Source organism: Pseudarthrobacter polychromogenes, assembly GCF_014644495.1.
Classification (GTDB): domain Bacteria; phylum Actinomycetota; class Actinomycetes; order Actinomycetales; family Micrococcaceae; genus Arthrobacter; species Arthrobacter polychromogenes.
The window spans coordinates 390,715-415,460 of sequence record NZ_BMKU01000002.1; the positions used below are offsets into that span (position 1 = coordinate 390,715).

The following is a 24,746-nucleotide window of genomic DNA, read 5'->3' on the forward strand; positions in this document are numbered from 1 at the left end:
CTCATCCCATCTGCCCGGGCGGGAGCCGCAGTGACAGCGGCGGAATCGGCTCGTAGAGCAGCGTCCGCACCCAGCGGTTCCCGGTCTCCCGGAACTCTTTCCGGCCGGCAAACCGGTAGTGGTAGCTGCGCACGCGCACCCAGCGCGGCGGTGCGCCGTCGAACGGGTCATGGCGGAGGAGCCGCAGGGTCTGCCGGTCCGCCTCCAGCAGCTTTCCCAGGAAGGCGTAGAACCATTCCTCGTGGACGGTCCTCAGCGGCAGGAACCACATCAGCCAGTCAAGCCGCAGGTGGTAGGGCGCCCACTGCCGGGGGAGCCTGCGGACATCACCCGGCTTGCCCCTGAAACCGTACTCCCGCCAGTCGGAGGACTCGTCCGGATCCTCGTCGAGGGTTCCCTCCACCACAATCTCAATCCGCTGCTTGGTGACGGTGCCGAATGCCCCGTAGGTATTGACCAGCTGCCACCGGTTGAAGCTGGCATTCATCAGCTGGCGGCGGGAGAAAAGGTTGCGCAGCGGCCAGTAGCTGAGGACCACCAGCAGCAGCGTGGCCTGGGTGAGGGCCAGCCACCACAGGGGAGTCTCCCTCTCCACGCCGGCCTGGCCGTGCCAGTCCAGGGGGATGGCCGGCAGCACGGCATGCGCAACGGGATCGCTAACGGCGGCGAAGGCGAGCACGATGGCAATCCAGTTCAGCCAGGCGAAGTTGCCTGTGGCCACCAGCCACAGCTGCGTGAAAATGACGATCCCCGCGGCCACGCTGGCGACGGGCTGGGGTGCGAACAGGAAGAACGGCACCACCAGCTGGGCGAAGTGGTTGCCGAGGACTTCAACCTTGTGCAGGGGCCTCGGCAGGAGGTGCGCCTGGCGGCTCAGCGGCCCCGGCATCGGCTGGGTCTCGTGGTGGTAGTACAGGGCCGTCAGGTCACGCCACTCCTGGCCGCCGCGGATCTTGATCATCCCGGCACCGAATTCCAGCCGGAACACCAGCCACACGATCAGGATCAGGATGGTGCGCGGCGGGTCGGTCTGGTCCGAGCCCAGGAAAGCGACGGTGAAGCCGGCCTCCAGGAGCAGCATCTCCCAGCCGAAGCCGTAGAACGTCTGTCCCACATTGACGATGGACATATACAGCAGCCACAGGGCCAGGAACGCGATGAGTGGAACCCAGGGCGGGCCCTGCTGCGGGATGCCGGCCACCAGCAGCGCCGACACCAGCAGCCCGGTGGCACACACCCAGCGCAGCAGCCGGTCCGTGTACCGCCAGCGGAACAGGGTGGGCCGCCGCAGGCGGCTGAAGCCGGACAGGAAGTCAGGTACCGGGAGGAGGCCACGCTCACCCAGGAGCGCCGGGAACTGGTTCAGCGAGGACAGGAACGCGACGAAGTACAGGGCCGCCACACCCCGCTGCAGCACCTGCCGCGCGAATTCGTATTCCGGCGCATCGAACCAGGAGAGCCAGTCCACGCACTCCACGTTACGCCGACGCCCGTCAGGGATGCCACAGAAGGATGCCGCCAGGGGATGCCACTAGGATCGAGGGATGTTCGTGCTGGTGCTGATCGCCGTTATTGCAGGCGCGCTGGCCCAGCGGATCGCGGGCCTGGGCTTTGGGCTGCTCGTTTCCCCGGTGCTGGTGGTGCTCCTGGGCCCCTTCGACGGCGTGATGATCGTCAACCTCTGCGGTGCCACGTCATCGCTCCTTATCCTCTCCCGGGTGTGGCGGCACGTGGCCTGGAAGAAGTACTTCGGGCTGGCGCTCGCAGCACTGGCCGGCGTATTGCCCGGTGCCTGGCTGGCAAGCAACGTGCCGGAGGCCCCGCTGCAGATCTGCATCGGCGTCCTGCTCCTCATCGCCCTGCTCGCGTCCCAGCGGCTGACCAGGAGTTCCTGGCGCGCCAGCGGCCCGGTCCCCATGGCATCCCTGGGGTTTTCCAGCGGCCTGATGAATGCCGCCGCGGGCGTTGGCGGTCCTGCCATCACGGCCTATGCCATCGCCACCCGCTGGGAGCAGAAGAGCTTCAGCGCCACCCTGCAGCCGTACTTCATCACCACAGGGTTCACGTCGCTGCTCAGCAAGTACGTGCTGTCCGGCGGGCACGTCCCTGCCTTGGAAGGCTGGCAGTGGCTGGCGATCCTGGCAGCGATGATTGCGGGCATCGTTGCGGGGGACCTGCTGGCCGGCCGGGTGCGCCCCGCGTCCGCCCGCCGCATCGTCACGGTCATTGCCTACCTGGGTGCCGTGGCCACGCTGGCCAAGGGCCTGGTGGAACTCGCGGCCGCCTGAGTGCTTGGCCCGGTGCGCCGGGCTGCACAAACATGTTTTGCTGGATCCATGACACGTGTTGCGGTAATAGGTGCAGGTATCGTCGGGCTGTCCACAGCCCATGCCCTCCAGAAGGCGGGTGTGGACGTCATCGTCTACGAGTCCGGGACCCCGGGCTCAGGACAGTCCGCCGGGGAGTCGAGGATCTTCCGGCACGCCCACGACGACGTCCGGCTGGCCGCGTTCGTGCGTCACAGCCGCGCCCTCTGGCGGGAGTGGGAGGCGGAGTTCGGTGTGGAACTGGTCTCCGGCGCCGGTGCGGTGGCTATTGGGGACAGCGTGGAGGACAAGCTCCGCGTTCTCAGCGGCCTGCCGGAGATTCCAGTGAGGCTGCTGGCACCGGCAGAACTCGCGGCGGCGCTGCCGATCCTCGCGGACTTCCAGGGCAAGGCGATGTTCGATGCCCAGGGCGGGGCAATCCGCACCCGCGCCGCGTTCCGCGCCCTGGCCGGGACACTTGAGGACGCCCTCGTGGCGGACCACGTGCTGACTGTCCGGCCTGCCGGCCGCAGTGTGGAGGTCCGCACCGGGACACGGGTAGACCGGTTCGACCATGCGGTCCTGTGCGCCGGCCGCGGGACGGCAGCGCTGGCCCGGGGCGCGGGGCTGGACATACCCGTTGAACACGCCGCGCATGCCCGGGTGACGTTCCGTGTGCGGGATGGCGCGTCCGCTCCGCTGCCAACATTCCAGGACGGCAGCGGAGTATTCGGTGAAACCGGCGTCTATGCTGCGCCCTCGGCCGACAACCGGCGTTACGCGGTGGGCCTGAGCGAAACAACAGACGTGCGCCAGGACGGGAGCCTCGCCGATCCCGCTGCCCTGGAATCACTGTCGGCCCGTGCGGCGGCCTACGTAAGGACGGCACTGCCCGGCCTGGATCCCGAACCGGACGGCTACGTCCACTGCTGGGTGACGCGACTGCCGTGGGGCGATGACGGCGTGGGAATCTGGTCTGCCGGCAGCGTCAGCGCCGTGGCCGGGCACAACCTCTTCAAGCAGGCACCGGCGCTGGGGGAGGCGCTGGCAGAAACAGCACTGTCCGGCGTCGTTCCCGCTGTCCTGCGGCCTGAATCACAGCTCGGAAAGTCCTGAACGGCCGGGCACCACGGTGCGCGATACTTAAGCAATGCAGCCACGCAGAATCGTCCTCCTCGGATCCACCGGTTCCATCGGCACCCAGGCGATTGACGTCGTCGACGGCGCCCCGCACCTTTTCGAGGTAGTGGCCCTCAGCGCCGGGGGAGGGAACCTGGAGCTCCTCGCCCGCCAGGCGGTGCACACTGGCGCGTCGGTCATCGGCATTGCCTACGGTGACCCCGGAACGCTGGCATCGCTCATTGCCGACGCTGCCGCGGCGGCAGGAAAGCCCGGCTACCGGCCCGAAATCTTCGCCGGACCGGACGCCTCCACCCGGATCGCCGGCGTTGAAGCGGACGTGGTGCTCAATGGAATCACCGGATCGATCGGCCTGGCACCCACGCTGGCGGCCTTGAATTCCGGGGCCACGCTTGCCCTGGCCAACAAGGAATCCCTCATCGTGGGCGGATCGCTGGTGAAGGCGGCAGCCCGGGAGGGCCAGATCGTCCCCGTTGACTCCGAGCACTCAGCGATCGCCCAGTGCCTGCGCTCGGGCTCGGCCGCGGAAGTGGAAAAACTGATCCTCACAGCATCCGGCGGTCCTTTCCGCGGCAGGAGCAGGGACGAGCTGCATGGGGTGACCCCCCAGGAAGCGCTGGCCCACCCCACCTGGGACATGGGGGTCATGGTCACCACCAACTCCGCCACGCTCGTCAACAAGGGCCTGGAAGTCATCGAGGCACACCTGCTCTTCGACGTGCCGCTTGACCGCATCGACGTGGTGGTCCATCCCCAGTCCGTGGTGCACTCCATGGTGCAGTTCATCGACGGGTCCATCATCGCCCAGGCGTCCCCGCCCGACATGCGCCTTCCCATCGCCCTGGGGCTGGGCTGGCCGGACCGGGTGCCGGGAGCGGCGGCCGCCTGCGACTGGACGCGGGCAGCCACCTGGACGTTCGAGCCGCTGGACACGGAAGCCTTTCCCGCCGTCGGACTTGCCAAGCACGCAGCGAGGCAGGGCAGCACGTTTCCCGCCGTGTTCAACGCCGCGAATGAGGAAGCCGTCACAGCTTTCCACGCCGGGCGCATTAGGTTCACGGACATCGTGGACACGATCGATGCCGTCCTCAGCAAACACCCAGGGTCCTCCGGGCTGACAGTGGAGTCAGTGCTGGATGCTGAAAGCTGGGCACGTGCCCGCGCCAATGAACGTTTAGCAGTCAGAAGTCTCTAGGAAGCAGCAGCACGTCCATGACCCCCGTCCTCCTTTTTGTCCTCGGCGTCGTCTTTGTGGCGATCGGCATTGCCGTGTCCATCGCGCTGCACGAAGTAGGGCACCTGGTGCCCGCCAAGCTGTTCAAGGTCCGCGTCACCAAATACATGATCGGCTTCGGCCCCACCCTCTGGTCCAGGCGGAAGGGTGAAACCGAATACGGGGTGAAGGCCATCCCGCTGGGCGGCTTCGTGTCCATGATCGGCATGTACCCGCCCAACAAGGACGACGGGTCCGTCCGCCCCTCCAGCACCGGCATGTTCCAGACCCTTGCCACCGAAGCCAGGTCCATGGCCCACGAGGAAGTGGGGCCAGGTGACGAAAAGCGGGTGTTCTACCGGCTTCCGGTCTGGAAGAAGGTCATCGTGATGCTGGGCGGCCCGGCCATGAACATGGTCCTCGGCGTGCTCCTCACCGCGGTCCTGCTCATGGGCTTTGGCATGGCCACGGCCACCACCACCATCTCCGAGGTGTCCAAATGCCAGGTGGCGGCGGGGGAGACCGTGGACCCGGATTCGGCGGACTGCCAGCCCACGCCCGCTGCCGCGGCCGGCCTCAAACCGAACGACAGGATCACCTCCTTCGACGGCAAAGCCGTGACCGGCTGGGACCAGCTGACGGAATGGATCCGGGCCTCCGCGGGGCGCGAGGTGGGCATCACCGTTGAGCGGGACGGTGCCCAGGTGTCCACCACGGTGACCCCGGTGCTCTCGGCCCGGCCCGTCATCGGGGCGGACGGCCGGCAGGAAACGGACGACGCCGGCACCCTCCGCTACCAGGACGTCGGCTTCCTGGGCATCGGCTCCCAGACCGAACTTGTGGCCCAGCCGGCGTCGTCCGTCCTGCCCATGGCGGGGGAGAACATCCGCCAGGTGGCAGGGGTGGTCTTCAACCTGCCCGCCCGCGTGGTGGGTGTGGCAAAGGCTGCCTTCAGCGAGGAACCCCGCGACCCCAACGGCCCCATCAGCGTGGTGGGCGTAGGACGGGTCGCCGGGGAAGTGGCCGCCATGGAAGAAATCCCGGTGCAGTCCCGGCTGGCCGCACTGGTCGGGCTGCTGGCGGGCCTGAACTTCGCACTCGCGGTCTTCAACCTGATACCGCTGCTGCCCCTCGACGGCGGCCACGTTGCCGGTGCCCTGTACGAGGGGGCCCGGCGCCAGGTGGCCAAGCTGTTTGGCAAACCTGACCCGGGCGCCTTCGACATCGCCAAGCTGCTGCCGGTGACCTACGTGGTGGCCGCCCTGCTGATGGGCATGAGCGCCCTCCTTATCTACGCTGACATCGTGAAGCCGGTGAACCTCTTCGGCTGACACCTGGAGCCCAGCCTGACCAGGAGAAGCCCGGCGTGGTTCAGCCCCGCAGGAGCGGGAGTTAGCTCCTGCGGGGTGATTATCAAAAATCAGCCTATTTCGACTGATAGTAAATAATCAGCCAAATATGTTTGATCGGGGATCGTCACCCGCGTACGGTTGGGGCATGTACGTCCTCACGATCGACCAGCAGGGCAGCACGTCCGATATTGACCGCGTCCCTGAGCTGATAACCGCCCTGCGGAACCTTACGCCCGTGCCCTTTGAACGTTCGGTGGGCGACGAACTCCAGGGGGTCGTGGAACAGGCCGCCGATGTGGTGGATGTGGCACTGCACGCGCTCCGCGACGGGCACTGGTACGTGGGCATAGGAATCGGGGCGGTGGGGCTGGTACCAGGTGCCAGCCCGCGTGAGGGCTCCGGAAGCGGCTTTGTGGCGGCACGCAAAGCCGTGGAACTCGCCAAGGGTGCCGCCGGCCAGGTTCCGTTGTCAGTGGTGTCCGGCACCATGGTCCGCAGTAAGGATCTTCAAGCCCATGCCGGGGAGGACGCCATGGCCAGCGCAAATGCCCAGGCGGTGCTTCGCTTGATTGGACGCCTGGTGCAGCAGCGCACCGACGCCCAGTGGCGGGTGGTGGACCGGCTGCGGGCCGCCCAGGGTGAAGCCAGGCATGGCAGCCAGAAGCAGGTGGCCCGGGAGTTGGGAATAACCGAACAGTCGGTGAGCCGGGCCGTGCTGAGGTCCGGGTGGCAGGAAGAATGGGCGGCGAGGCCGGCAGCCGCCATGCTGCTGGACTACGCCCATTCCCTGGCCGCCCGCACTTCAACGGAAGGAAACCCGTGAACGTACTCTGGATTACGGTTGCGCTGCTCGTTGCCGGATTCGCCGGGTGGCCAGTGACCGCGCTGGTGTTCCGGCTGGCCAGGACCATCGATGACAGGGCAGACGCAGCCAAGGCTGCGGAGGAAGCCAAAAGGGCCGCCGAAGATCCGTCCGCGGATGTGACAGTTGACCTGCCGCCAGCGGGCGGGTCCCAGGGCGTCGACGGAGAGCTGACCGCAGCTGCCGACACGCCGCCGTCGGGCCTTGCCGGCTCCGGGGCGGCCGCTCCCGCCCAGCGCATCCTTCGGGGCGGTGCCATTATCGGAATCCTCGAGCGGCTGGGAGTCTGCCTCGCCATCCTCACCGGCCAGCCGGTGGCCATCGCCTACATTGTGGCCATCAAGGGCCTGGGCAGGTTCGCGGAGCTCAAGGAAACGCCGGTGGCTGCTGAACGGTTCATAATTGGAACGCTGGCGTCCATGCTGTGGGCGGCGGGAACAGCCGCAGCCATCAAGGTCCTCTTCCTGGCCTGAACGCAGGCATCCCTGACAGCTGCCACGCCGCCCCTCCGGCCGGGCGCGTCCACCCTCCGGATGGGTGCGAAGGCAGGCAGGGAGATAGGGTAGCGGTATGACAGTTTTTGCCGTTGAGTACGTTTATGCCGCCGATTCCACAGAAGACCGCAACGCAGCCCGGGCAGCGCACCGCGAATGGCTCTCGGGCCTTGCGGAGGACGGTGCCGTCCTTGCCAGCGGACCATACGGTGACGGGGCCGGCGCGCTGCTGATTTTCAAGGCAGCAGACGAGGCCGCCCTCAACTCGATCCTCAAGCAGGATCCCTTCGCCGCTGCCGGAGTCGTAGCCGGGACACGCATCACGGAGTGGTCACCCATCATCGGCGTGCTCGCCGGCCTCACCGCCTAAGCCACCTCCCTTTTTTCAATCTCTAGGAGTCCTCGTGACCTCGGTCAGCCTGGGAATGCCCTCAGCACCGCCTCCCGTCCTTGCCCCCCGCCGCAAGACCCGGCAGATCAAAGTCGGTTCCGTGGGCGTGGGATCGGACTCGCCCATCAGCGTGCAGTCCATGACGACCACGCCCACCACGGACATCAACGCCACCCTGCAGCAGATCGCCGAACTGACGGCGTCCGGCTGCGACATTGTGCGCGTGGCCTGCCCGTCCGCCGATGACGCCGAGGCGCTGCCGATCATCGCGCGGAAGTCGCAGATCCCGGTCATTGCGGACATCCACTTCCAGCCCAAATACGTCTTCGCGGCGATCGAGGCCGGCTGCGCAGCGGTACGCGTGAACCCCGGCAACATCCGCAAGTTCGATGACCAGGTCAAGGAGATCGCCGCTGCGGCGCGCGACCACGGCACGTCCATCCGCATCGGCGTCAACGCCGGATCCCTGGAGCCGGGCATCCTCAAGAAGTACGGCAAGGCAACCCCCGAAGCGCTGGTGGAATCCGCCGTCTGGGAAGCGTCCCTCTTCGAGGAGCATGGTTTCCACGACTTCAAGATCTCGGTCAAGCACAATGACCCCGTCATCATGGTGGCGGCCTACGAAATGCTGGCGGAGAAAGGCGACTGGCCCCTGCACCTCGGCGTCACCGAGGCCGGCCCGGCGTTCCAGGGAACCATCAAGTCGGCCACGGCCTTCGGCGCGCTCCTGTCCAGGGGCATCGGCGACACCATCCGGGTTTCCCTTTCGGCCCCGCCGGTGGAGGAAATCAAGGTGGGAAACCAGATCCTGCAGTCCCTCAACCTGCGTCCCCGCAAGCTCGAAATCGTCTCCTGCCCCTCCTGCGGCCGCGCCCAGGTGGACGTGTACACGCTGGCCGAGCAGGTCACTGCCGGACTGGAAGGAATGGAGATTCCGCTGCGCGTCGCCGTCATGGGCTGCGTGGTGAACGGACCCGGGGAGGCCCGCGAAGCCGATCTTGGCGTTGCCTCAGGCAATGGCAAGGGCCAGATCTTTGTGAAGGGAGAGGTCATCAAGACTGTGCCCGAGAGCCAGATTGTTGAGACACTGATCGAAGAGGCCATGCGTATCGCGGAAGAGATGGGGGAGGCCGATGGCGAAGATGCTGTCAAGGGTAGCCCCGTGGTTAGCGTCTCGTAAGGACGTCCCCGACCCGCCGGGGATTTCCGTCCGCATCCTTGACGGGGACGACACCGCTGCCTTGGTGCTCCTGGCGCAGCGTGATCCGGTCTCCAACGTGTTCATCCTCGCGCACCTGCGCGCAGCCGGCACCGCCGCTCCCACCAGCGGCGGTGCCGGTGTCCTGGGCGTGTTCGACGACGGCGTCCTGGCAGGTGCGTGCTGGGCCGGGGCCAACCTGGTGCCCGTCCAGCTTGATCCCACCCTGGCCGGAGTGGTGGCCGCCGCCGCCAACAGGTCCGGACGCCGCTACGCATCCGCCTTCGGGCCGGCCACTGCCGTGCTTGCGCTGCACGCCGAACTGGTTGAATTGGGACACCGGGCCCATGAAGTCCGCCCGGACCAGCCGTTGATGACCATCAGCGAGCCGCCGTCCGCGGAGCCGAACCCGGGGCTGGCGCTGGGAAACCTCGCGGACTTCGACCGTATCCTGCCGGCCTGCGCCGCCATGTTCGAAGAAGAAGTGGGGTACTCGCCCTTCCTGGGCGGCAGGGAATTCTACAGCCGCCGCGTGGAGGGCCTGATCCGGCAGGGCCACTCCCTGGTGCATCTGAACGAAGCCCGCGAGGTGGTGTTCAAGGCCGAGCTCGGTGCCGTCACCTCCGAGGTCACGCAGATCCAGGGCGTCTGGATGAACCCGCTGTACCGGGGCCAGGGCCTGAGCGCCGGGTACATGGCATCCGTGGTGGAGCAGGCACGCAAGATTGCGCCCGTCACCAGCCTCTACGTCAACGGCTTCAACACCCGTGCGCGGGCTACTTACGAGCGGGTGGGCTTCAGCCAGGTGGGGACCTTCGCCACTGTGCTCTTCTAGGCGGCTGGGGTACCCGTGCATGCCAGGAATGTGGGAAGCACTTGTCATAGTGCGCTGCATCACATAGGTTCGATCTAGCTGCGCTGGAGTGGCGTGGGCGGTCTCACCAGTCCTCACCAGTACTTGGGCGATAACGGCGTCGAGCCACGCCCGGACGCGATGACCAGCCTCTTGGGGGGCCAGGGGCTTTGCATGTCCGGGCGTGGCTCAACTGCGTTACGGGTCTTCTGCACCGGGTGCATGCCGGGCGGCGCCCACCAGGGAACCGGGCCGCCCGAAAGGCCCCCGCAAGCCGGTAGATTAGTACCCAGACGAAATGACCGGCTTGCTGTAGCTCCAGCACCTCCCCAGAAACGGATACCCACCCGTGGTTACAAGACTGTCCCAGCTGTTCCTGCGCACCCTGCGTGAAGATCCCGTCGACGCCGAGGTGGCAAGCCACCGGCTCCTGGTCCGCGCAGGCTACATCCGCCGCGCCGCCCCGGGCATCTACACCTGGCTGCCGCTGGGATTGAGCGTCCTGCGCAAAGTGGAAGCCATCATCCGCGAGGAGATGGCCAACATCGGGGCCCAGGAAGTCCATTTCCCGGCCCTCCTGCCCCGCGAGCCGTATGAGGCCACCAACCGCTGGACTGAATACGGCGAGGGCCTGTTCCGGCTACAGGACCGCAAGGGCGCCGACTACCTGCTGGCCCCCACCCACGAGGAAATGTTCACGCTGCTGGTCAAGGACCTGTACTCGTCTTACAAAGACCTGCCGCTGAGCCTCTACCAGATCCAGAACAAGTACCGGGATGAGGCGCGTCCCCGCGCGGGCCTCCTGCGCGGACGCGAGTTCATCATGAAGGACTCCTACTCATTCGATGTTGACGACGCCGGCCTGGACGCCAGCTACGCCGCCCACCGCGGCGCCTACCTGCGCATCTTCGAGCGCCTGGGCCTGGAAGTCATTCCCGTCACCGCGACCGCCGGTGCCATGGGCGGTTCAAAGAGCGAGGAATTCCTGCACCCCACGGACATCGGCGAGGACACGTTCGTGCGCTCCGCCGGCGGCTACGCAGCCAACGTTGAGGCCGTCACCACCGTTGTCCCGGCGGACATCGACTTCAGCGCGGCTCCCGCCGCCGAGGTCCGCGACACCCCGGACACCCCCACCATCGACACTCTGGTGGCCGCCTCCAACCAGATCGCGCCCCGCAGCGAGGCCGACGGCGGCGCGTGGACAGCCGCAGACACGCTGAAGAACGTGGTGCTCGCCGTCACCCTGCCCACCGGAGAGCGCCAGCTGGTAGTCATCGGTGTTCCAGGCGACCGCGGCGTGGACCTGAAGCGCGTTGAGGCAAACATCGGCTCGTTCCTGCCCATCGGGGGCGAGATCGGCCTGGAAGCGGCCAACGACGACGACCTCAAGAAGCAGCCGCTCATCGTCAAGGGCTACCTTGGCCCCGGCCTGTCCCTGGACGAGCCCCTGCTGGGCGCCGAAAGCTCAACGAAACTCCTGTACCTGGTGGACCCCCGCGTGGTCCGCGGCACGTCCTGGATCACCGGCGCCAATGAGGCCGGCAAGCATGTCTATGGCCTGGTGGCCGGACGCGACTTCACGTGGGACGGCGTCATCGAGTGCACCGAGGTCCGCGAAGGCGATCCCGCCCCGGACGGTTCCGGTCCTCTGGAGACCGCCCGCGGCATCGAGATGGGGCACATTTTCCAGCTCGGCCGCAAGTACGCAGAAGCCCTTGAGTTGAAGGTCCTGGACCAGAACGGCAAGCAGGTCACCGTCACTATGGGCTCTTACGGCGTCGGCGTCACCCGGGCCGTTGCGGCACTGGCTGAATCGAACCACGATGCCAGGGGAATCGTCTGGCCGCGGGCTGTTGCCCCCGCCGATGTGCATGTCGTCGCGGTGGGCAAGGGCGAGGAGATCTTCGCAACCGCCGAGCGGCTGGCAGCCGAACTTGAGGCGGCGGGGCTCGATGTCCTCCTCGACGACCGGCCCAAGGTATCGCCCGGGGTCAAGTTCGGGGACGCGGAGCTGGTGGGCGTTCCCACCATCCTGGCTGTCGGACGCGGACTGGTGGACGGTGTCGTGGAGATCAAGGACCGCCGCAGCGGCGACGCTGAGAACGTGGCGGTGGACAAGGCTGTTGACTATGTAGTCAACGCTGTCCGCACCAACTGACGCAACGGTGGAGTTCGGACTCGAATCCCTCGGGCTGGCAACTCTCCTTTTGATCGTGCTGGCCGGCTTTGCGGCCGGATGGGTTGACGCAGTGGTGGGCGGTGGCGGGCTGATCCAGCTCCCGGCCTTGCTGCTGGTCCCGGGGATCACCCCCGTCCAGGCGCTGGCCACGAACAAAATGGGGTCCATCTTCGGTACCGCCACGAGTGCCGCCACCTACTACCGTCGGGTTGGGCCGGACCTGGGGACGGCCCTGCCCATGGCCGCGATCGCCCTGGCAGGCAGCTTTGGCGGCGCCGTCCTGGCGGCAAACCTGCCCGCCAGCGTCTTCAAGCCCATCATCGTCACCGCGCTGGTCGCCGTCGCGCTTTTCACAGCCCTGAAACCAGACGTCGGCGGCATCACGGCGCTGCGCCACGACGGCCACAAGCACTACGTGGTGGCCTGCCTGATCGGCGCCATCATTGGTTTCTACGACGGCCTTATCGGGCCGGGGACGGGCTCGTTCCTTGTCATCGCCCTGGTCTCGGCCATGGGTTACGCCTTCCTCGAGGCCAGCGCCAAAGCCAAGATCGTCAACATGGCCACCAACGCGGGGGCACTGCTGTTCTTCCTGCCCCACGGGTCCATCCTGTGGGGAGTGGGCCTGCTGCTGGGGGCGGCGAACATGGCCGGCGGTTACCTGGGCGCCAGGACGGCCGTGAAGCAGGGGAGCCGGTTTGTCCGCGTGGTCTTTTTGCTGGTCGTGTCCGCACTGATCATCAAGCTCGGCTACGACGTCTGGCAGGAGAACTTCGCCTGATATTGCCCGTTATCGGGGCCTCGTGGGCGCTGGCGCTGAGGCGTAGCATGCAGGTATGTCACACGGCGACGACGAGTACGCCCGGGCCTTGGCGGCTGCGGTTCGGCACTCCACAGCCTGGTTTGGCAGCCTTCCGGACCGGCGGGTGGGACCGGTGGCGGCAGCCCACGATCTGGCAGAGGCTTTTGGCGGGCCGCTGCCCCGGGGTGGAATGCCGGCCGAGGAGGTAGTTGACCTCCTGGCCGCAACGGCGGAACCTGGGCTCATGGCAATGCCGTCCGGCCGGTTCTTCGGATGGGTGATCGGCGGGACCCTGCCTGCCGCCCTGGCCTCGGACTGGCTGGTCAGCGCCTGGGACCAGAACGCCGGGCTCCGGTATGCCACCCCGGCCATGGCGGCCATCGAGGAGAGCGCGGGCCACTGGCTCCTGGAGTTGCTGGGGCTCCCGTCCGGTGCCGACGTCGGCTTTGTTACCGGCGCCACCATGGCCAACTTCACGGGCATGGCCGCCGCCCGGTGGCGGCTGCTCGCGGATGCCGGCTGGGACCTGGACCGCGACGGGCTGTTTGGCGCTCCGCGGATCCGCTGCCTGGTGGGGCGCGAACGGCATGACACTGTGGACCTTGGCCTGCGGTACCTGGGCCTGGGCAAGCCTGCGGTGGTCGACGCCGACGCCCAGGGGCGGTTGATACCCGAAGCCCTCGACGCCGTGCTGGCTGAAGGCTCGGGCCCCGCGCTGGTCTGCCTGCAGGCGGGAAACCTCCATTCGGGCGCTTTTGATCCTTTCCCCGAAGCGATTCGCGTTGCCCGGAAGCATGGCGCATGGGTGCACATCGACGGCGCGTTCGGCCTGTGGGCAGCGGCAGCGCCCGAGCTGCGGAGCCTGACCCGCGGTTTCGAGGACGCTGATTCGTGGGGCACCGATGCCCACAAAACCCTCAACGTGCCCTACGACTGCGGCATAGCCATCGTCACGGACGCTTCAGCCCTCCGTTCGGCCATGGGCTTGCACGCCAGCTACCTCGTGCACGACGCCGAAGGTCCCGGCGATCCGTTCGAGAAGGTCCCCGAACTGTCGCGGCGCGCACGCGGCGTGCCGGTATGGGCAGCGCTGAAGAGCCTGGGCAGCGACGGCGTGGCAGCGCAGGTGCAAGGGATGCTTGCGGCTGCCGCGGACATCGCAGCAGGCCTCGGTGGAGTGGACGGCGTGGAGGTGTTGAACGACGTCGGCTACACCCAGGTGTGCCTGGCGTTCGGCGACGACGCGACCACCCGCGCAGTGACCGCGAGGATCATCGCGGATGGCAAGGTGTGGATGTCCGGCTCCCGCTGGCGGGACCGGGACATCCTGCGCGTCTCGGTCAGCAACTGGCATACCTCGGAGGACGAGGTCCGCACCGCCGTGGACGCCGTCAAGGCCGCGCTCTCCGCAGTGCGCCTCGACTGACCGCTGCGTGGTGCCCGCCGCCCGGCCTGCAGAAGGAGGCGGTGCCCGGTTGGCCGTTACGTGCCGGGCGCTTGGCCGGGCTCCGGCAGCGCATGGGCCGGCGGCAGCCCCTCGAGGGTGCGGCCGGCAAGGGTGCTGGCAACCCAGAGTGACCGCGCCAGGTCGCCGCGGTGGCCCGCCTTCCCGGCATAGTCGAGCGCGTTTGCCACCTCCCTGGCCAGGCCCCAATCCCGCGCGGCGTCGGGGTCAAGCCCGGCAGCGGCGCTGAAGTCTGCGCAGCGCTGCCGCAGGCCGGATTCAGGCTGGTTCAGCGGCAGCTCCTGCAGCCGGTTCCACAACAGCGGCGCCACGCCGAATTCCGCTTCGCCGATCATGGGCTGCGGATCGATGGCGGCGAAGGCTTCAGCCGGACTTTCAGCTGGTGCCACGGCATCCGGCCTGGCCAGGATGTTGAGGAAGTGCAGGTCCGTGTGGACCAGGACGTCCCGCCCCGAGCGGCGCCCCACCGCGCCCCGCGTCTGGCACACCTCGAGCGCCGCCTCCAGCAGCCACCGTGGAAAGGGGCGGCCGAGCTGTTCCCACTCCGCGGGGAGGTCGTCGCTCCACTGTTCGGCACGGGCGGCGATGTGCTCGAATTCCCGCCACTGCGGCCGGTCGTCGGGAACAAGGCTCAACTGCCGGACAAGTCCGCCCCACACGGCCGCGGCGTCAGCCAGGGGGACGGTACCCAGGGAGCGCCCGGCGTCGAGCCTTTCGAGGAGCATGGAACACGTGCCGGCGTCGGCCGCCAGGAGCGTGACGGCGCCGTGCCCGCCCCATAACGCCAGCGCATGCCGCTCAACGCGCGCTTCCTCGTGCGGGAAGGCGATCTTGAGGGCTGCCGGCCGGCCGTCCTCCCGGAGGACCGGTACCACTACCGCGCCGTGCCCGTTCCACGGCAGTGAGCCAGGGGCGAGATCCGGCACGAGCCGCCACCGCTCCAGCAGGCCCGCAGTGACTCCGGGCAGGGAAGCGAGCCACTCCCGTCCGGTGGCGGTGCGGGAGTAGCGCCCGGAAAGGTCCGGCGGGATGGGTACTGCCGTTGGCTGGCTCATCAGTCCCAGCCTAGGTGCATCGGGGCCCTGCCGTTTGGCCTGCACGTATCAGCGGCCGGCAGGATTCACTACACCACGCCCGTGGCGCCGAGCATGGTGCCTATGCTGAAGGTGGCAGCGAGTGCCAGGGCACCGCCCACCACCACCCGGACTGCTGCCCGGGTTTTCGACCCGCCGCCAATCCAGGCGCCCAGCGTGCCTGTCAGCGCCAGTGCCACCAGGACAGCGGCGAAGGTCAGGGGAACCCGGATCCCGGGCGGGGGGAGAAGGATCGCCAGCATCGGCAGTATGGCGCCGATGACAAAAGCCACGGCCGAGGCGAAGGCTGCGTGCCAGGGGCTCACGATGTCCGTCTCGTCGATGTTGAGTTCGGCGGAGAGGTGCGCTGCCAGGGCGTCGTGGGCTGTGAGCTCTTCGGCGACCTTACCGGCCGTTTCCGGGCTAAGGCCCTTGGCCTGGTAGATGGCGGTGAGTTCGGCGAGTTCCTCTTCCGGTTCCTCGGCCAGCTCCCGTCGTTCCTTCTCGATCAGGGCACGCTGGCTGTCGCTTTGGCTGCTCACGGAGACGTACTCGCCAAGTGCCATGGACACCGCTCCGCCCACCAGCCCGGCAGCGCCGGCGGCGAGGATGGGACCCGTTTCGGAGGTAGCTCCTGCCACGCCCACCACGATCGCCGCGACGGAGACGATGCCGTCGTTTGCGCCCAGGACACCCGCCCGGAGCCAGTTCAGCCGTTGGGCAATGTCCGTTCCATGCGGTTCGGTCTCCATGTGGCGGCGCAGTTCGGGGCTCGCAGCGTCCGTGCCTGCAGGCTGGGACTGGTCGTGTGCATCCATGCCTTCAGCAAACCATCAGAAGCCCCGCCGGGCCAGCCTTTCCGGCAGGCCGCCGCCATTGCCTGGCGGGAGGTCACGTCCCGGCGGACGCGGGTGCGGGGCTGGCCGGAAGCTCCGGGAGCTGGTCCTGGTCAAGCAGGAGGCCGGGAACCGGCCCCGCACCGCCGTTCCAGTGGGCGGCGCGCCGCGCGCCGGACTGCAGGGCAGCGATCGCCCAGCTCCGCAGCCCGCCGTCGGCCTGCGCAATGACATCCCCGTAGGCGGGCAGAGCCGCTACTTCCAGGCGGGCCAGCCCGTCGCGGGGGGCCGCGAGGAAGTCAGGGTCCAGTACGAAGCCCGGCGGCTGTGCCGGCGGGGCACTGCAGGCGGCACGGGAGTGTGCCGCGGCCTGGGCAGCGAGTTCCCGGTGCTGGCCCAGGAAGGCCTCCGCTGCTGGAGCATCGCCCGCGCCAAGCCGGGGGAGCGCCGCCTGGTAGGCGTACAGGCTTTGCTGCTCGGTGGCCACGGCTGCCGACAGTGCACTGCCCAGTACAGCAGACATGCCCGCGGCAGATGGTTCCTGCCCTGCGGCAGCGGGTGCCGGAAGGATTGACGGACAGGCTGACGCCGTAGAATCGCTCGCCAGCGCGCCCGCGGCCGGAGAAACTGCCGCACCGGCATGGGGAAGCGTATCCTCGGCGACGCCCGCGGCGGTGGCGAGGTTCTCCGCTGCGAGCAGCTGGGCGGTGCCGGCACCGGCCAGCAACCGCGCCATCCCGCCGTCGGACTTTGCCGCATCGCTAAGGCGCTGAACACCACTGGCCGAGAGCGCGGAAGCCAGCCCTGCGAGCGTGGGCTCCACCGTCATTGCGGCCGCGGCAGGGGGCCCGGAATGGCCGGACGGCAGGGGAGTGGCGGACCCCGGGGCATCCTTCTCCGGGGAAGAATCCGCCGGTGAAAGGAGGGCGCGGGCCTGCAGGGTCAGCAACGTCACAGTTTCGGCCGCGGCGGCAGGGTTTGCGTCGCCGCCTGCCGCGGCGCTGGCTGACAGCCGCCCGGCCGCAGCGCGCAGATCCAGGGAATCCTGCAGGGCGGCCACCCTGGCCTGCTCGGAGAACGGGGGATCCGCGGGCGCCGGCGGATCCGCGGGGATCAGCGAGAATCCCAGGCTGAGCACAATCAGAACTGTGAACGAAATAACGGCGTACCGGAAATAGCGCAGCTTTGGGCGGTTTTCCGGATCGTCTTCTTTCACAACAGACCATGGTGTCACGCCGCCGGGGAATCTCCGCCCCACCGGACCGGTAAAATAGCTACGCTAGTACACACAACATCACCTATAAGGGAGGCGGCGCGGCATCGTGAGCAACGCAGAAGCCACGGCTTCATCAGACCAAACCGGAACGGGCAAGGCTGAAGCCGCCCCCGCACACAACCCGGAAGCTGAACGGCTCCGCGCACTCCTTGAACCCGCGGTCCAGGCCAACCGCCTTTACCTGGAGGACGTGGTCATCGTGGCCGGTTCCCACCGGGTGGTCCACGTCGTGGTGGACCTTCCGCAGGAGGAAACAGGCGGCGTCAGCCTTGACGTCATTGCCGACATCTCCAGAATCCTCTCCGACGTCCTGGACAACGATCCCGGAGACGACGGCCGGCCCTATGACCTTGAAGTGTCCTCTCCCGGCGTCGGGCGCCCGCTGACGGAACCGCGGCACTGGCACCGCGCCAAGGGACGCATGGCCAGGATCAACGTTATCCAGGGCGAGAACGTCATGGGCCGGATCACGTCGGTGGACGGTGACGGCGTGACCATCGTCCCGGAGATCGCGGTGAAAAAGGGTATGAAGCCCAAGCAGGGCGACCCCATAAAACTTCCTTTCGACAGGATCCGCAACGGAAAAGTCGAGATCGAATTCAGCCACCTCAACGGGGATGGTCTGGAACCTGGACACAATGGACCTTCTGAGGAGGCCTGATGGATATTGACATGAGCGCACTGAGACTTCTGGAGCGTGAGCGTGAAATCCCGCTGGACCTCCTGATCCCCACCATTGAGCAGGCGCTCCTGGTGGCGTACCACAAGTCGCCCGGCGCCTTCGAAAAGGCCCGTGCCGAGCTGGACCGCAAGAGCGGCCACGTCACCATCTGGGCTGTCGAGATTGACGACGACGGCGCCCCCATCGGCGAGTTCGAGCACACTCCCGAAGGCTTCGGCCGGATCGCTGCCAGCACGGCACGCCAGATCATCCTCCAGCGCCTGCGCGACGTTGAGGACGACAACGTCCTGGGCGAGTTCAAGGGCCGCGAAGGCGAGCTGGTCTCCGGCACCATCCAGCAGGGCAACAACCCGCACATGATCCAGGTCAACCTGGGTTCCGTGGAGGCGCTGCTGCCTCCGCCGGAGCAGGTTCCCGGGGAGAAGTACATCCACGGCAACCGGCTGCGTGCGCTGGTTATCGACGTCCACCGCGGCTCAAAAGGCCCGTCCGTCACCCTGTCCCGGTCCCATCCGGGCCTCGTCCGCAAGCTCTTTGAACTCGAAGTGCCGGAGATTGCGGACCGCTCCGTCGAGATCGTTGCCCTGGCCCGTGAAGCCGGCCACCGCACCAAGATCGCGGTCAAGGCAAACGTTCCCGGCATCAACGCCAAGGGCGCCTGCATTGGCGAAATGGGATCCCGGGTCCGCGCCGTGATGACCGAATTGAACGACGAAAAGATCGACATCGTCGACTTCAGCGAGAATCCGGCCACCTTCATCGCCAGCGCGCTTTCGCCCTCGCGTGTGAATTCGGTCACCATTACGGATGAAGCCACGCGTTCGGCGCGCGTGGTGGTCCCGGACTACCAGCTGTCCCTGGCCATCGGCAAAGAGGGCCAGAACGCCCGGCTGGCGGCCAAGCTCACCGGCTGGCGGATCGACATCGTGTCCGACGCCGCGGCTGCCCGCGATAACTGAACAGTTTTCACGCCCTCCCGGCCTCGAATCGCGCGCGAAGTTTCGGGCAGACAGGCCGGGAGGGGCTAGACTAGTAAAGACCGCGCCTAACGGCCGGCAGCCGTGCGCCCTGGGCGTGCCCCATTCCGTTCACACCGGAGGAAGGCCGTCCGCGGCCAGCAGATATGAACGTCAGGAAGATGACCGTGCCAGTAACAAGCGGGAATCAGCCGGAGCGTACCTGCATCGGATGCCGGAAGAAGGGCAAGCGGAATGAGTTACTCCGGCTCGTCGCCGAAGGCAGCGGATCAAACGCTGTCCTGGTGGATGAACGACGCCGGATGGCTGGCCGGGGTGCATGGCTGCATCCCAGCGAATCGTGCCTGGCTCTGGCGTTGAAGCGGCGAGCATTCGGACGTGCCCTGCAGGGAGCGACCGGTACCGCCGCCGTCGAACGCCGGATCACGTCAGGTGCGAGCGTTGCACGCGTTCCGGCAACTGCAACACCAACCGTCCAACCTGAAAGCGGGTCAGAAAACTGATGGAAACCCGATGAGTTCCCAGCGATGAGTGCGCAACGATGACAACTTTGTTGCGCTCTGCAATGGGCCCTACTGCAGCATTTGCGGCTTGGGCCCGCAGTAAGAAGTAGACGGTTCGTGCCTGGCTCGGTGCGGACCGAGACAGGAGAAATGTGGCCAAGGTCCGCGTACATGAGCTCGCCAAAGAGCTCGGTATTACTTCCAAAGATGCAGTGACAAAACTGCAGGAACTGGGCGAATTCGTTCGCTCTGCCTCTTCAACCATTGAGGCCCCCGTTGTGCGCAAGCTGCGCAACGCCTTCCCCGACGCCGCCCCCAAGGCGGCAGCACCGGCAGCAGCGCCCAAGGCGCCCGCCCCGGCGGCAGAGGCGCGTCCCTCAACACCCGCACCCGGTCCGGCAGCACCGAAAGCCCCGGCCCCGAAGGCTGAGGCCCCCGCGGCCGCCGCTCCGGCAGCACCGGCACAGGCTGCTGCTCCGGCAGCCCCCGCTGCCAGCGCGCCCGCAGCTCCGGCTGCACCGGCCCCGGCCGCTCCGTCCACCGGAGCCAAGCCCGGCGCACGCCCGGCACCCAAGGCTGAAACGCCCGCTGCGCCTGCCCGTTCCGGCGGCTCAGGCCAGGGTGGCTCCGCTCCCCGTCCCGGCGGTCCCCGTCCGGGCAACAACCCCTTCGCCACGTCCCAGGGCATGCCCCGCGGCCGCGGCGGCGACGGCGAGCGTGCTCCCCGTCCCGGCAACAACCCGTTTGCCACCTCGCAGGGCATGCCCCGCCCGGGAGGAAGCCGCACCGACGGCGACCGTCCCGGTGGTCCGCGTCCCGCAGCAGGTGCCGGCGGTCCCCGTCCCGGTGGTGCTGGTGCTCCGCGTACCGCGGGTGGTGCAGGTGGCCCCCGTCCCGCAGCAGGTGCCGGCGGCCCGCGCCCCGGTGCACCGCGCCCCGGTGGTGCCGGTGGAAACCGTCCTACTCCCGGCATGATGCCCAACCGCACTGAGCGTCCCGCACCCGCAGGTGCAGGGCGTCCCGGTGCCGGTGGGCGTGGTCCCGGACGCCCGGGTGGCGCTCCCGGAACCGGCGGTCCCGGTGGCGGCGGCGGTGCTCCCGCCGGCGGCGGCTTCGGCAAGGGCGGCCGCGGCCGCGGCGGTACCCAGGGTGCCTTCGGCAAGGGCGGCGCCGGACGTGGCAAACAGCGCAAGTCGAAGCGTGCAAAGCGCCAGGAACTTGAGCAGATGAGTGCCCCGTCGCTGGGTGGCGTGAGCGTACCCCGCGGCGACGGCAACACTGTCATCCGGCTGCGCCGCGGCTCGTCCATCACGGACTTCGCCGACAAGATCGAGGCAAACCCCGCCGCGCTGGTGACTGTCCTCTTCCACCTCGGTGAAATGGCCACGGCCACGCAGTCGCTGGATGAAGAGACCTTTGCCCTGCTGGGCGAGGAGCTTGGCTACAAGCTCCAGGTTGTGTCCCCGGAGGACGAGGAGCGCGAGCTGCTCTCCGGGTTCGACATCGACTTCGATGCCGAACTCGAAGCCGAAGGCGACGAAGAACTTGAGGCCCGTCCTCCGGTTGTCACCGTCATGGGCCACGTGGACCACGGTAAGACCCGCCTGCTCGATGCCATCCGCAAGTCGGACGTCATGGCCGGCGAACACGGCGGCATCACCCAGCACATCGGTGCCTACCAGGTCACCCACAACCACGAGGGCGACGACCGCAAGATCACCTTCATCGATACCCCGGGCCACGAGGCGTTCACCGCCATGCGCGCCCGTGGTGCGAAGGTCACCGACATCGCCATCCTGGTGGTCGCAGCGGACGACGGCGTTATGCCGCAGACCGTTGAAGCACTCAACCACGCGCAGGCGGCCAACGTGCCGATCGTCGTGGCTGTGAACAAGATCGACAAGGAAGGCGCCAACCCGGAGAAGGTCCGCGGCCAGCTGACCGAGTACGGACTGGTTCCCGAAGAGTACGGTGGCGACACCATGTTCGTTGAGGTCTCTGCCCGCCAGAACCTCAACATCGACGAGCTGCTCGAGGCCGTCCTGCTCACCGCAGACGCTGCCCTGGACATGCGCGCCAACCCGAACAAGGACGCCCGCGGTATCGCGATCGAAGCCAACCTGGACAAGGGCCGCGGTGCGGTTGCCACCGTCCTGGTTCAGTCCGGTACCTTGCGCGTCGGCGATACGATCGTTGCAGGCACGGCCCACGGCCGCGTCCGCGCAATGTTCGACGACGACGGCAGCGCCCTGACCGAGGCCGGCCCGTCCCGCCCCGTGCAGGTGCTGGGTCTGTCCAACGTGCCGCGTGCAGGCGACACCTTCTTCGTGACCGCTGACGAGCGCACCGCCCGCCAGATCGCCGAGAAGCGTGAAGCAGCCGACCGCAACGCCGCCCTGGCCAAGCGCCGCAAGCGCATCAGCCTGGAAGACTTCGACCAGGCAGTGGCCGACGGCAAGATCGACACCCTCAACCTCATCCTCAAGGGTGACGTGTCCGGTGCCGTGGAAGCCCTCGAAGACGCCCTGCTCAAGATCGACGTCGGCGAAGGCGTGCAGCTGCGCGTCATCCACCGCGGTGTTGGTGCCATCACGCAGAACGACGTCAACCTGGCAACAGTGGACAGCGCCGTCATCATCGGCTTCAACGTCAAGCCTGCCGAGCGCGTTGCCGAACTGGCAGACCGCGAAGGCGTGGACATGCGCTTCTACTCCGTCATCTACTCCGCAATCGATGACATCGAGATGGCGCTCAAGGGCATGCTCAAGCCGGAATACGAAGAATTCCAGCTGGGCACCGCTGAGGTCCGCGAAGTCTTCCGCTCCTCCAAGTTCGGAAACATCGCAGGCTCGATCGTCCGCTCGGGCATCATCCGCCGCAACACCAAGGCACGCATCAGCCGCGACGGCAAGATCATCGGTGACAACCTCACCGTTGAGACGCTCAAGCGCTTCAAGGACGACGCCACCGAGGTCCGCACGGACTTCGAGTGTGGTATCGGCCTTGGCTCGTACAACGACATCAACGAAGGCGACATCATCGAGACCTTCGAGATGCGTGAGAAGCCGCGCGTCTAACGTGTTCGTTTAGGTGGGTGCCGTCGGAATTTCCCGGCGGCCCCGCCCCTACGCTGGGCGGCAACGGATCTGCGATCCTTTGCCGCCCAGCTCCGGCAGGCCCGATGCCACTCCCTGGCCGCCGGAAAATTCCAACGGGTCTGTTGATGACTCACGTTGGGTGCGTGGCCAAAAACCTAACGTGCGCGCAGCCTCACCAGACCGCCGTCGTACGTTCCAAAATTTTTTAGGAGTTGTTCATGGCTGATCCGGCACGTGCTGCCAAGTTGGCGCAGCGGATTAAGGTTGTTGTTGCTGAGGCCCTGGGCCGGAAGGTTAAGGATCCCCGGCTGGAGGGCATTACTGTTACCGATGCCCGGGTGACCAATGATCTGCAGCACGCCACTGTCTACTACACCGTTTTTGGTGACCAGGCTGTCCAGGCCGATGCTGCCAAGGGACTGGAGAAGGCCAAGGGTGTGCTTCGGCAGGAGGTTGGCCGGAACATTACTGTCCGGCTGACTCCCAGCCTGGAGTTCGTGGCGGACCAGATTCCCGTGGTTGCCTCCAACCTTGAGGAGCTGTTGCGCGAGGCGAAGAAGCGTGACGCTGAGGTTGCCGCACTGGCTGCCCAGGCCAAGCATGCAGGCGATGCCGATCCGTACAAGAGCGACGTAGCGGCAGAGGTGGACATCGACGAGGACGACTTCGACGAAGAGGACCTTGACCTCAGCGACGACGGGGAACTCGACGAAGACGGCCACAAGTAACCGTCAGCACAGCAGAAGGCCCGGACCGCCGATGTGGTCCGGGCCTTCTGCTGTGCCGGTAAGTGTTCCTTTCCCGTTACAGGCCTATTTTGATGACCCTTCCCTGAGTGGGATCAGCGAAACTGAAACCGGCCGTTGCATAGAGCGAGTTTCCGCGGATTTCCACTGCAGCCGGGCCGTCGATCGCGAGGAACTGTGACCTGTGGCGGCTGGAGGCATCAAACTCAATGATCTCGTTGCCGAACAGGGACGCCACGTAGACGTCGCCGTCGTCGGCAATGGCCAGGCCGGTGGGGCTCAGGATGCCTTCCGCCCACACCTTGGTGCTGCCGGTGGAAGGGTTCACGCGGAAGATGGCACCCCGGGCTCCCAGGGAAGGATTTTCAGGCCCACCCGGAAGTGACGTGACGTACAGCCGGCCGTCCGGGCCGAACTCCAGGTCCGTCGGCACAGGCTCAAAGGCGTATTCGTGCCCCACAACGCACGCAGGAACTTCTACGGTGGTCCCGGCCATGTCCACGGGGATCCTGGTCCCCGCGGGGATCACTGCAGGCCGGGGCGGCAGGACTGCCAGCGTGTCAACGTCCCCTGATTCCAGGTCCACTTCCAGGATTGCGTTTGCTCCCGCATCCGCGATGTACGCCTTATCACCCCGTATTGCCACGGCGTAGGGATTCGAGTCCAGGCCGCCCTGGTACCGGGCCGGCGGGAAGGCGGGCCACTCGGCCAGGCAGGAATCCGGTACGTCGGGTCCAAAACCGTAGTGCTGGGCGCCATCAGGGTTCTTGTCCCGTTCATGGCTGGCGAGATCGGCAAGCGTATGCACCTCTCCCTCTGGGTCGAGGGACTTCAAGTACCCTTTGAGGGCGGCCGGATCACCTTCCCCGGCGCCTGCGTTCTCCACGAAGTACCTCGTGCCATGCCGGGTTTCAACGCCTCCGACGCTCCAACCCTGTTCCCCCTGGTAGAGGGCAGTAGTGGAGCCGTCGTCGTTGACGCGGCTGAGCAGGCCGGAGAAGTTCTGGGACACCAGGACGGATTTATCGTAGGTTACGGTAAGGCTTAGAGGCGCGGTCAGGCCCTCAGCCAGCGTCCGGGGCGTTGTGTGCTCGAGGGTGGAAACCGCGGCTGCGGCCCCGGCAGGAACAACTGTCGCCGCAGCAGCGAGCAACGCGACGATCGAAAATTTAATCTTCATTGGGTACTCCGGTTTGGGGCCTTAACGTGGCGGATAAGGAGCCTCCCGGCAGGAGGCTAGAAATTCGGAACCCCCCGGCGCCAGATTATTCCTGCACAGTAAGAATGTCGCGGGGAT

General features: G+C 67.1%; 22 protein-coding genes. 17 read left to right on the plus strand and 5 right to left on the minus strand.

The window, feature by feature from the left end; all coding sequences use genetic code 11:
- Position 1 precedes the first annotated feature (1 nt).
- A complete protein-coding gene (locus IEX43_RS04995) occupies positions 2–1,468 on the minus strand; it encodes a lipase maturation factor family protein (protein ID WP_188809336.1) in 1,467 nt (488 codons plus the stop codon).
- A 76-nt stretch (positions 1,469–1,544) separates the two neighbouring features.
- On the opposite strand from IEX43_RS04995, the gene IEX43_RS05000 reads away from it, so the two are divergent.
- From IEX43_RS05000 to IEX43_RS05055, 12 genes are all read left to right on the plus strand, one after another.
- Positions 1,545–2,288 (plus strand): TSUP family transporter, encoded by a 744-nt coding sequence (locus IEX43_RS05000; RefSeq protein ID WP_188809337.1) that lies wholly within the window; start codon positions 1,545–1,547, stop codon positions 2,286–2,288.
- 48 nt (positions 2,289–2,336) lie between these two features.
- Positions 2,337–3,422: an NAD(P)/FAD-dependent oxidoreductase gene (locus IEX43_RS05005; RefSeq protein ID WP_188809338.1), complete on the plus strand. Its 1,086-nt coding sequence runs from the start codon at positions 2,337–2,339 to the stop codon at positions 3,420–3,422.
- 34 nt (positions 3,423–3,456) lie between these two features.
- Positions 3,457–4,641, plus strand: coding sequence for a 1-deoxy-D-xylulose-5-phosphate reductoisomerase (gene dxr / locus IEX43_RS05010; RefSeq protein ID WP_188809339.1), 1,185 nt, complete (start codon positions 3,457–3,459; stop codon positions 4,639–4,641).
- A 17-nt stretch (positions 4,642–4,658) separates the two neighbouring features.
- The gene (locus IEX43_RS05015) at positions 4,659–5,990 is read left to right on the plus strand and encodes a M50 family metallopeptidase (protein ID WP_188809340.1); all 1,332 of its coding nucleotides are present in this window, start codon (positions 4,659–4,661) and stop codon (positions 5,988–5,990) included.
- A gap of 166 nt (positions 5,991–6,156) precedes the next feature.
- On the plus strand, positions 6,157–6,834 hold the full coding sequence (locus tag IEX43_RS05020) for a MarR family transcriptional regulator (protein WP_188809341.1): 678 nt from the start codon (positions 6,157–6,159) through the stop codon (positions 6,832–6,834).
- Positions 6,831–7,346, plus strand: a complete 516-nt coding sequence (locus tag IEX43_RS05025) for a hypothetical protein (protein ID WP_188809342.1) — start codon at positions 6,831–6,833, stop codon at positions 7,344–7,346. Before IEX43_RS05020 ends, IEX43_RS05025 begins: the two co-directional genes overlap by 4 nt.
- 97 nt (positions 7,347–7,443) lie before the next feature.
- Positions 7,444–7,737: a YciI family protein gene (locus IEX43_RS05030; protein ID WP_188809343.1), complete on the plus strand. Its 294-nt coding sequence runs from the start codon at positions 7,444–7,446 to the stop codon at positions 7,735–7,737.
- A 34-nt stretch (positions 7,738–7,771) separates the two neighbouring features.
- On the plus strand, positions 7,772–8,938 hold the full coding sequence (gene ispG / locus IEX43_RS05035) for a flavodoxin-dependent (E)-4-hydroxy-3-methylbut-2-enyl-diphosphate synthase (RefSeq protein WP_013600504.1): 1,167 nt from the start codon (positions 7,772–7,774) through the stop codon (positions 8,936–8,938).
- Positions 8,901–9,791 (plus strand): GNAT family N-acetyltransferase, encoded by an 891-nt coding sequence (locus IEX43_RS05040; RefSeq protein ID WP_188809442.1) that lies wholly within the window; start codon positions 8,901–8,903, stop codon positions 9,789–9,791. The genes ispG and IEX43_RS05040 overlap by 38 nt, the downstream gene beginning before the upstream one ends.
- A gap of 367 nt (positions 9,792–10,158) precedes the next feature.
- Complete coding sequence (locus tag IEX43_RS05045) at positions 10,159–11,970, plus strand: proline--tRNA ligase (RefSeq protein ID WP_188809344.1); 1,812 nt, start codon at positions 10,159–10,161, stop codon at positions 11,968–11,970.
- Positions 11,971–11,977: 7 nt separating this feature from the next.
- On the plus strand, positions 11,978–12,772 hold the full coding sequence (locus IEX43_RS05050) for a sulfite exporter TauE/SafE family protein (RefSeq protein ID WP_188809345.1): 795 nt from the start codon (positions 11,978–11,980) through the stop codon (positions 12,770–12,772).
- Positions 12,773–12,827: 55 nt separating this feature from the next.
- On the plus strand, positions 12,828–14,219 hold the full coding sequence (locus IEX43_RS05055; protein ID WP_188809346.1) for a pyridoxal phosphate-dependent decarboxylase family protein: 1,392 nt from the start codon (positions 12,828–12,830) through the stop codon (positions 14,217–14,219).
- A 56-nt stretch (positions 14,220–14,275) separates the two neighbouring features.
- Here the strand turns inward: IEX43_RS05055 and IEX43_RS05060 are convergent, their stop codons facing one another.
- The 3 genes from IEX43_RS05060 to IEX43_RS05070 form a co-directional block, all read right to left on the minus strand.
- Complete coding sequence (locus tag IEX43_RS05060; RefSeq protein ID WP_188809347.1) at positions 14,276–15,313, minus strand: aminoglycoside phosphotransferase family protein; 1,038 nt, start codon at positions 15,311–15,313, stop codon at positions 14,276–14,278.
- A 68-nt stretch (positions 15,314–15,381) separates the two neighbouring features.
- Entirely contained in the window at positions 15,382–16,083 is a 702-nt protein-coding gene (locus IEX43_RS05065) for a VIT1/CCC1 transporter family protein (protein ID WP_174178911.1), read from the minus strand.
- 139 nt (positions 16,084–16,222) lie between these two features.
- Complete coding sequence (locus tag IEX43_RS05070; RefSeq protein ID WP_188809348.1) at positions 16,223–17,383, minus strand: DUF4439 domain-containing protein; 1,161 nt, start codon at positions 17,381–17,383, stop codon at positions 16,223–16,225.
- Positions 17,384–17,489: 106 nt separating this feature from the next.
- Here IEX43_RS05070 and IEX43_RS05075 point away from each other — a divergent pair, with 106 nt between their 5' ends.
- The 5 genes from IEX43_RS05075 to rbfA all read left to right on the plus strand — a co-directional run bounded on the left by IEX43_RS05075 (position 17,490) and on the right by rbfA (position 23,431).
- A complete protein-coding gene (locus IEX43_RS05075; protein ID WP_188809349.1) occupies positions 17,490–18,104 on the plus strand; it encodes a ribosome maturation factor RimP in 615 nt (204 codons plus the stop codon).
- Positions 18,104–19,084 (plus strand): transcription termination factor NusA, encoded by a 981-nt coding sequence (gene nusA, locus IEX43_RS05080; RefSeq protein WP_066274794.1) that lies wholly within the window; start codon positions 18,104–18,106, stop codon positions 19,082–19,084. Before IEX43_RS05075 ends, nusA begins: the two co-directional genes overlap by 1 nt.
- A 179-nt stretch (positions 19,085–19,263) precedes the next feature.
- Positions 19,264–19,605, plus strand: a complete 342-nt coding sequence (locus tag IEX43_RS05085) for a YlxR family protein (RefSeq protein ID WP_308422202.1) — start codon at positions 19,264–19,266, stop codon at positions 19,603–19,605.
- Positions 19,606–19,757: 152 nt separating this feature from the next.
- Complete coding sequence (gene infB / locus IEX43_RS05090; protein ID WP_188809351.1) at positions 19,758–22,682, plus strand: translation initiation factor IF-2; 2,925 nt, start codon at positions 19,758–19,760, stop codon at positions 22,680–22,682.
- A gap of 239 nt (positions 22,683–22,921) precedes the next feature.
- Positions 22,922–23,431 (plus strand): 30S ribosome-binding factor RbfA, encoded by a 510-nt coding sequence (rbfA, locus tag IEX43_RS05095; protein ID WP_188809352.1) that lies wholly within the window; start codon positions 22,922–22,924, stop codon positions 23,429–23,431.
- A gap of 76 nt (positions 23,432–23,507) precedes the next feature.
- Here the strand turns inward: rbfA and IEX43_RS05100 are convergent, their stop codons facing one another.
- A complete protein-coding gene (locus IEX43_RS05100) occupies positions 23,508–24,629 on the minus strand; it encodes a ScyD/ScyE family protein (protein WP_188809353.1) in 1,122 nt (373 codons plus the stop codon).
- Between the last annotated feature and the right edge of the window lie 117 nt (positions 24,630–24,746).

What these genes read in the sequence shown, in the direction of transcription:
- IEX43_RS05100 (WP_188809353.1), bottom strand. Translation starts at nt 24,629, where the DNA reads ATGAAGATTAAATTTTCGATCGTCGCGTTGCTCGCTGCTGCGGCGACA.
- IEX43_RS05060 (WP_188809347.1), bottom strand. Translation starts at nt 15,313, where the DNA reads ATGAGCCAGCCAACGGCAGTACCCATCCCGCCGGACCTTTCCGGGCGC.
- IEX43_RS05055 (WP_188809346.1), top strand. Translation starts at nt 12,828, where the DNA reads ATGTCACACGGCGACGACGAGTACGCCCGGGCCTTGGCGGCTGCGGTT.
- nusA (WP_066274794.1), top strand. Translation starts at nt 18,104, where the DNA reads ATGGATATTGACATGAGCGCACTGAGACTTCTGGAGCGTGAGCGTGAA.
- IEX43_RS05015 (WP_188809340.1), top strand. Translation starts at nt 4,659, where the DNA reads ATGACCCCCGTCCTCCTTTTTGTCCTCGGCGTCGTCTTTGTGGCGATC.
- IEX43_RS05040 (WP_188809442.1), top strand. Translation starts at nt 8,901, where the DNA reads ATGCTGTCAAGGGTAGCCCCGTGGTTAGCGTCTCGTAAGGACGTCCCC.
- IEX43_RS05065 (WP_174178911.1), bottom strand. Translation starts at nt 16,083, where the DNA reads ATGGAGACCGAACCGCATGGAACGGACATTGCCCAACGGCTGAACTGG.
- rbfA (WP_188809352.1), top strand. Translation starts at nt 22,922, where the DNA reads ATGGCTGATCCGGCACGTGCTGCCAAGTTGGCGCAGCGGATTAAGGTT.
- IEX43_RS05000 (WP_188809337.1), top strand. Translation starts at nt 1,545, where the DNA reads ATGTTCGTGCTGGTGCTGATCGCCGTTATTGCAGGCGCGCTGGCCCAG.
- IEX43_RS05085 (WP_308422202.1), top strand. Translation starts at nt 19,264, where the DNA reads ATGACCGTGCCAGTAACAAGCGGGAATCAGCCGGAGCGTACCTGCATC.
- IEX43_RS05005 (WP_188809338.1), top strand. Translation starts at nt 2,337, where the DNA reads ATGACACGTGTTGCGGTAATAGGTGCAGGTATCGTCGGGCTGTCCACA.
- IEX43_RS05020 (WP_188809341.1), top strand. Translation starts at nt 6,157, where the DNA reads ATGTACGTCCTCACGATCGACCAGCAGGGCAGCACGTCCGATATTGAC.
- dxr (WP_188809339.1), top strand. Translation starts at nt 3,457, where the DNA reads ATGCAGCCACGCAGAATCGTCCTCCTCGGATCCACCGGTTCCATCGGC.
- IEX43_RS05030 (WP_188809343.1), top strand. Translation starts at nt 7,444, where the DNA reads ATGACAGTTTTTGCCGTTGAGTACGTTTATGCCGCCGATTCCACAGAA.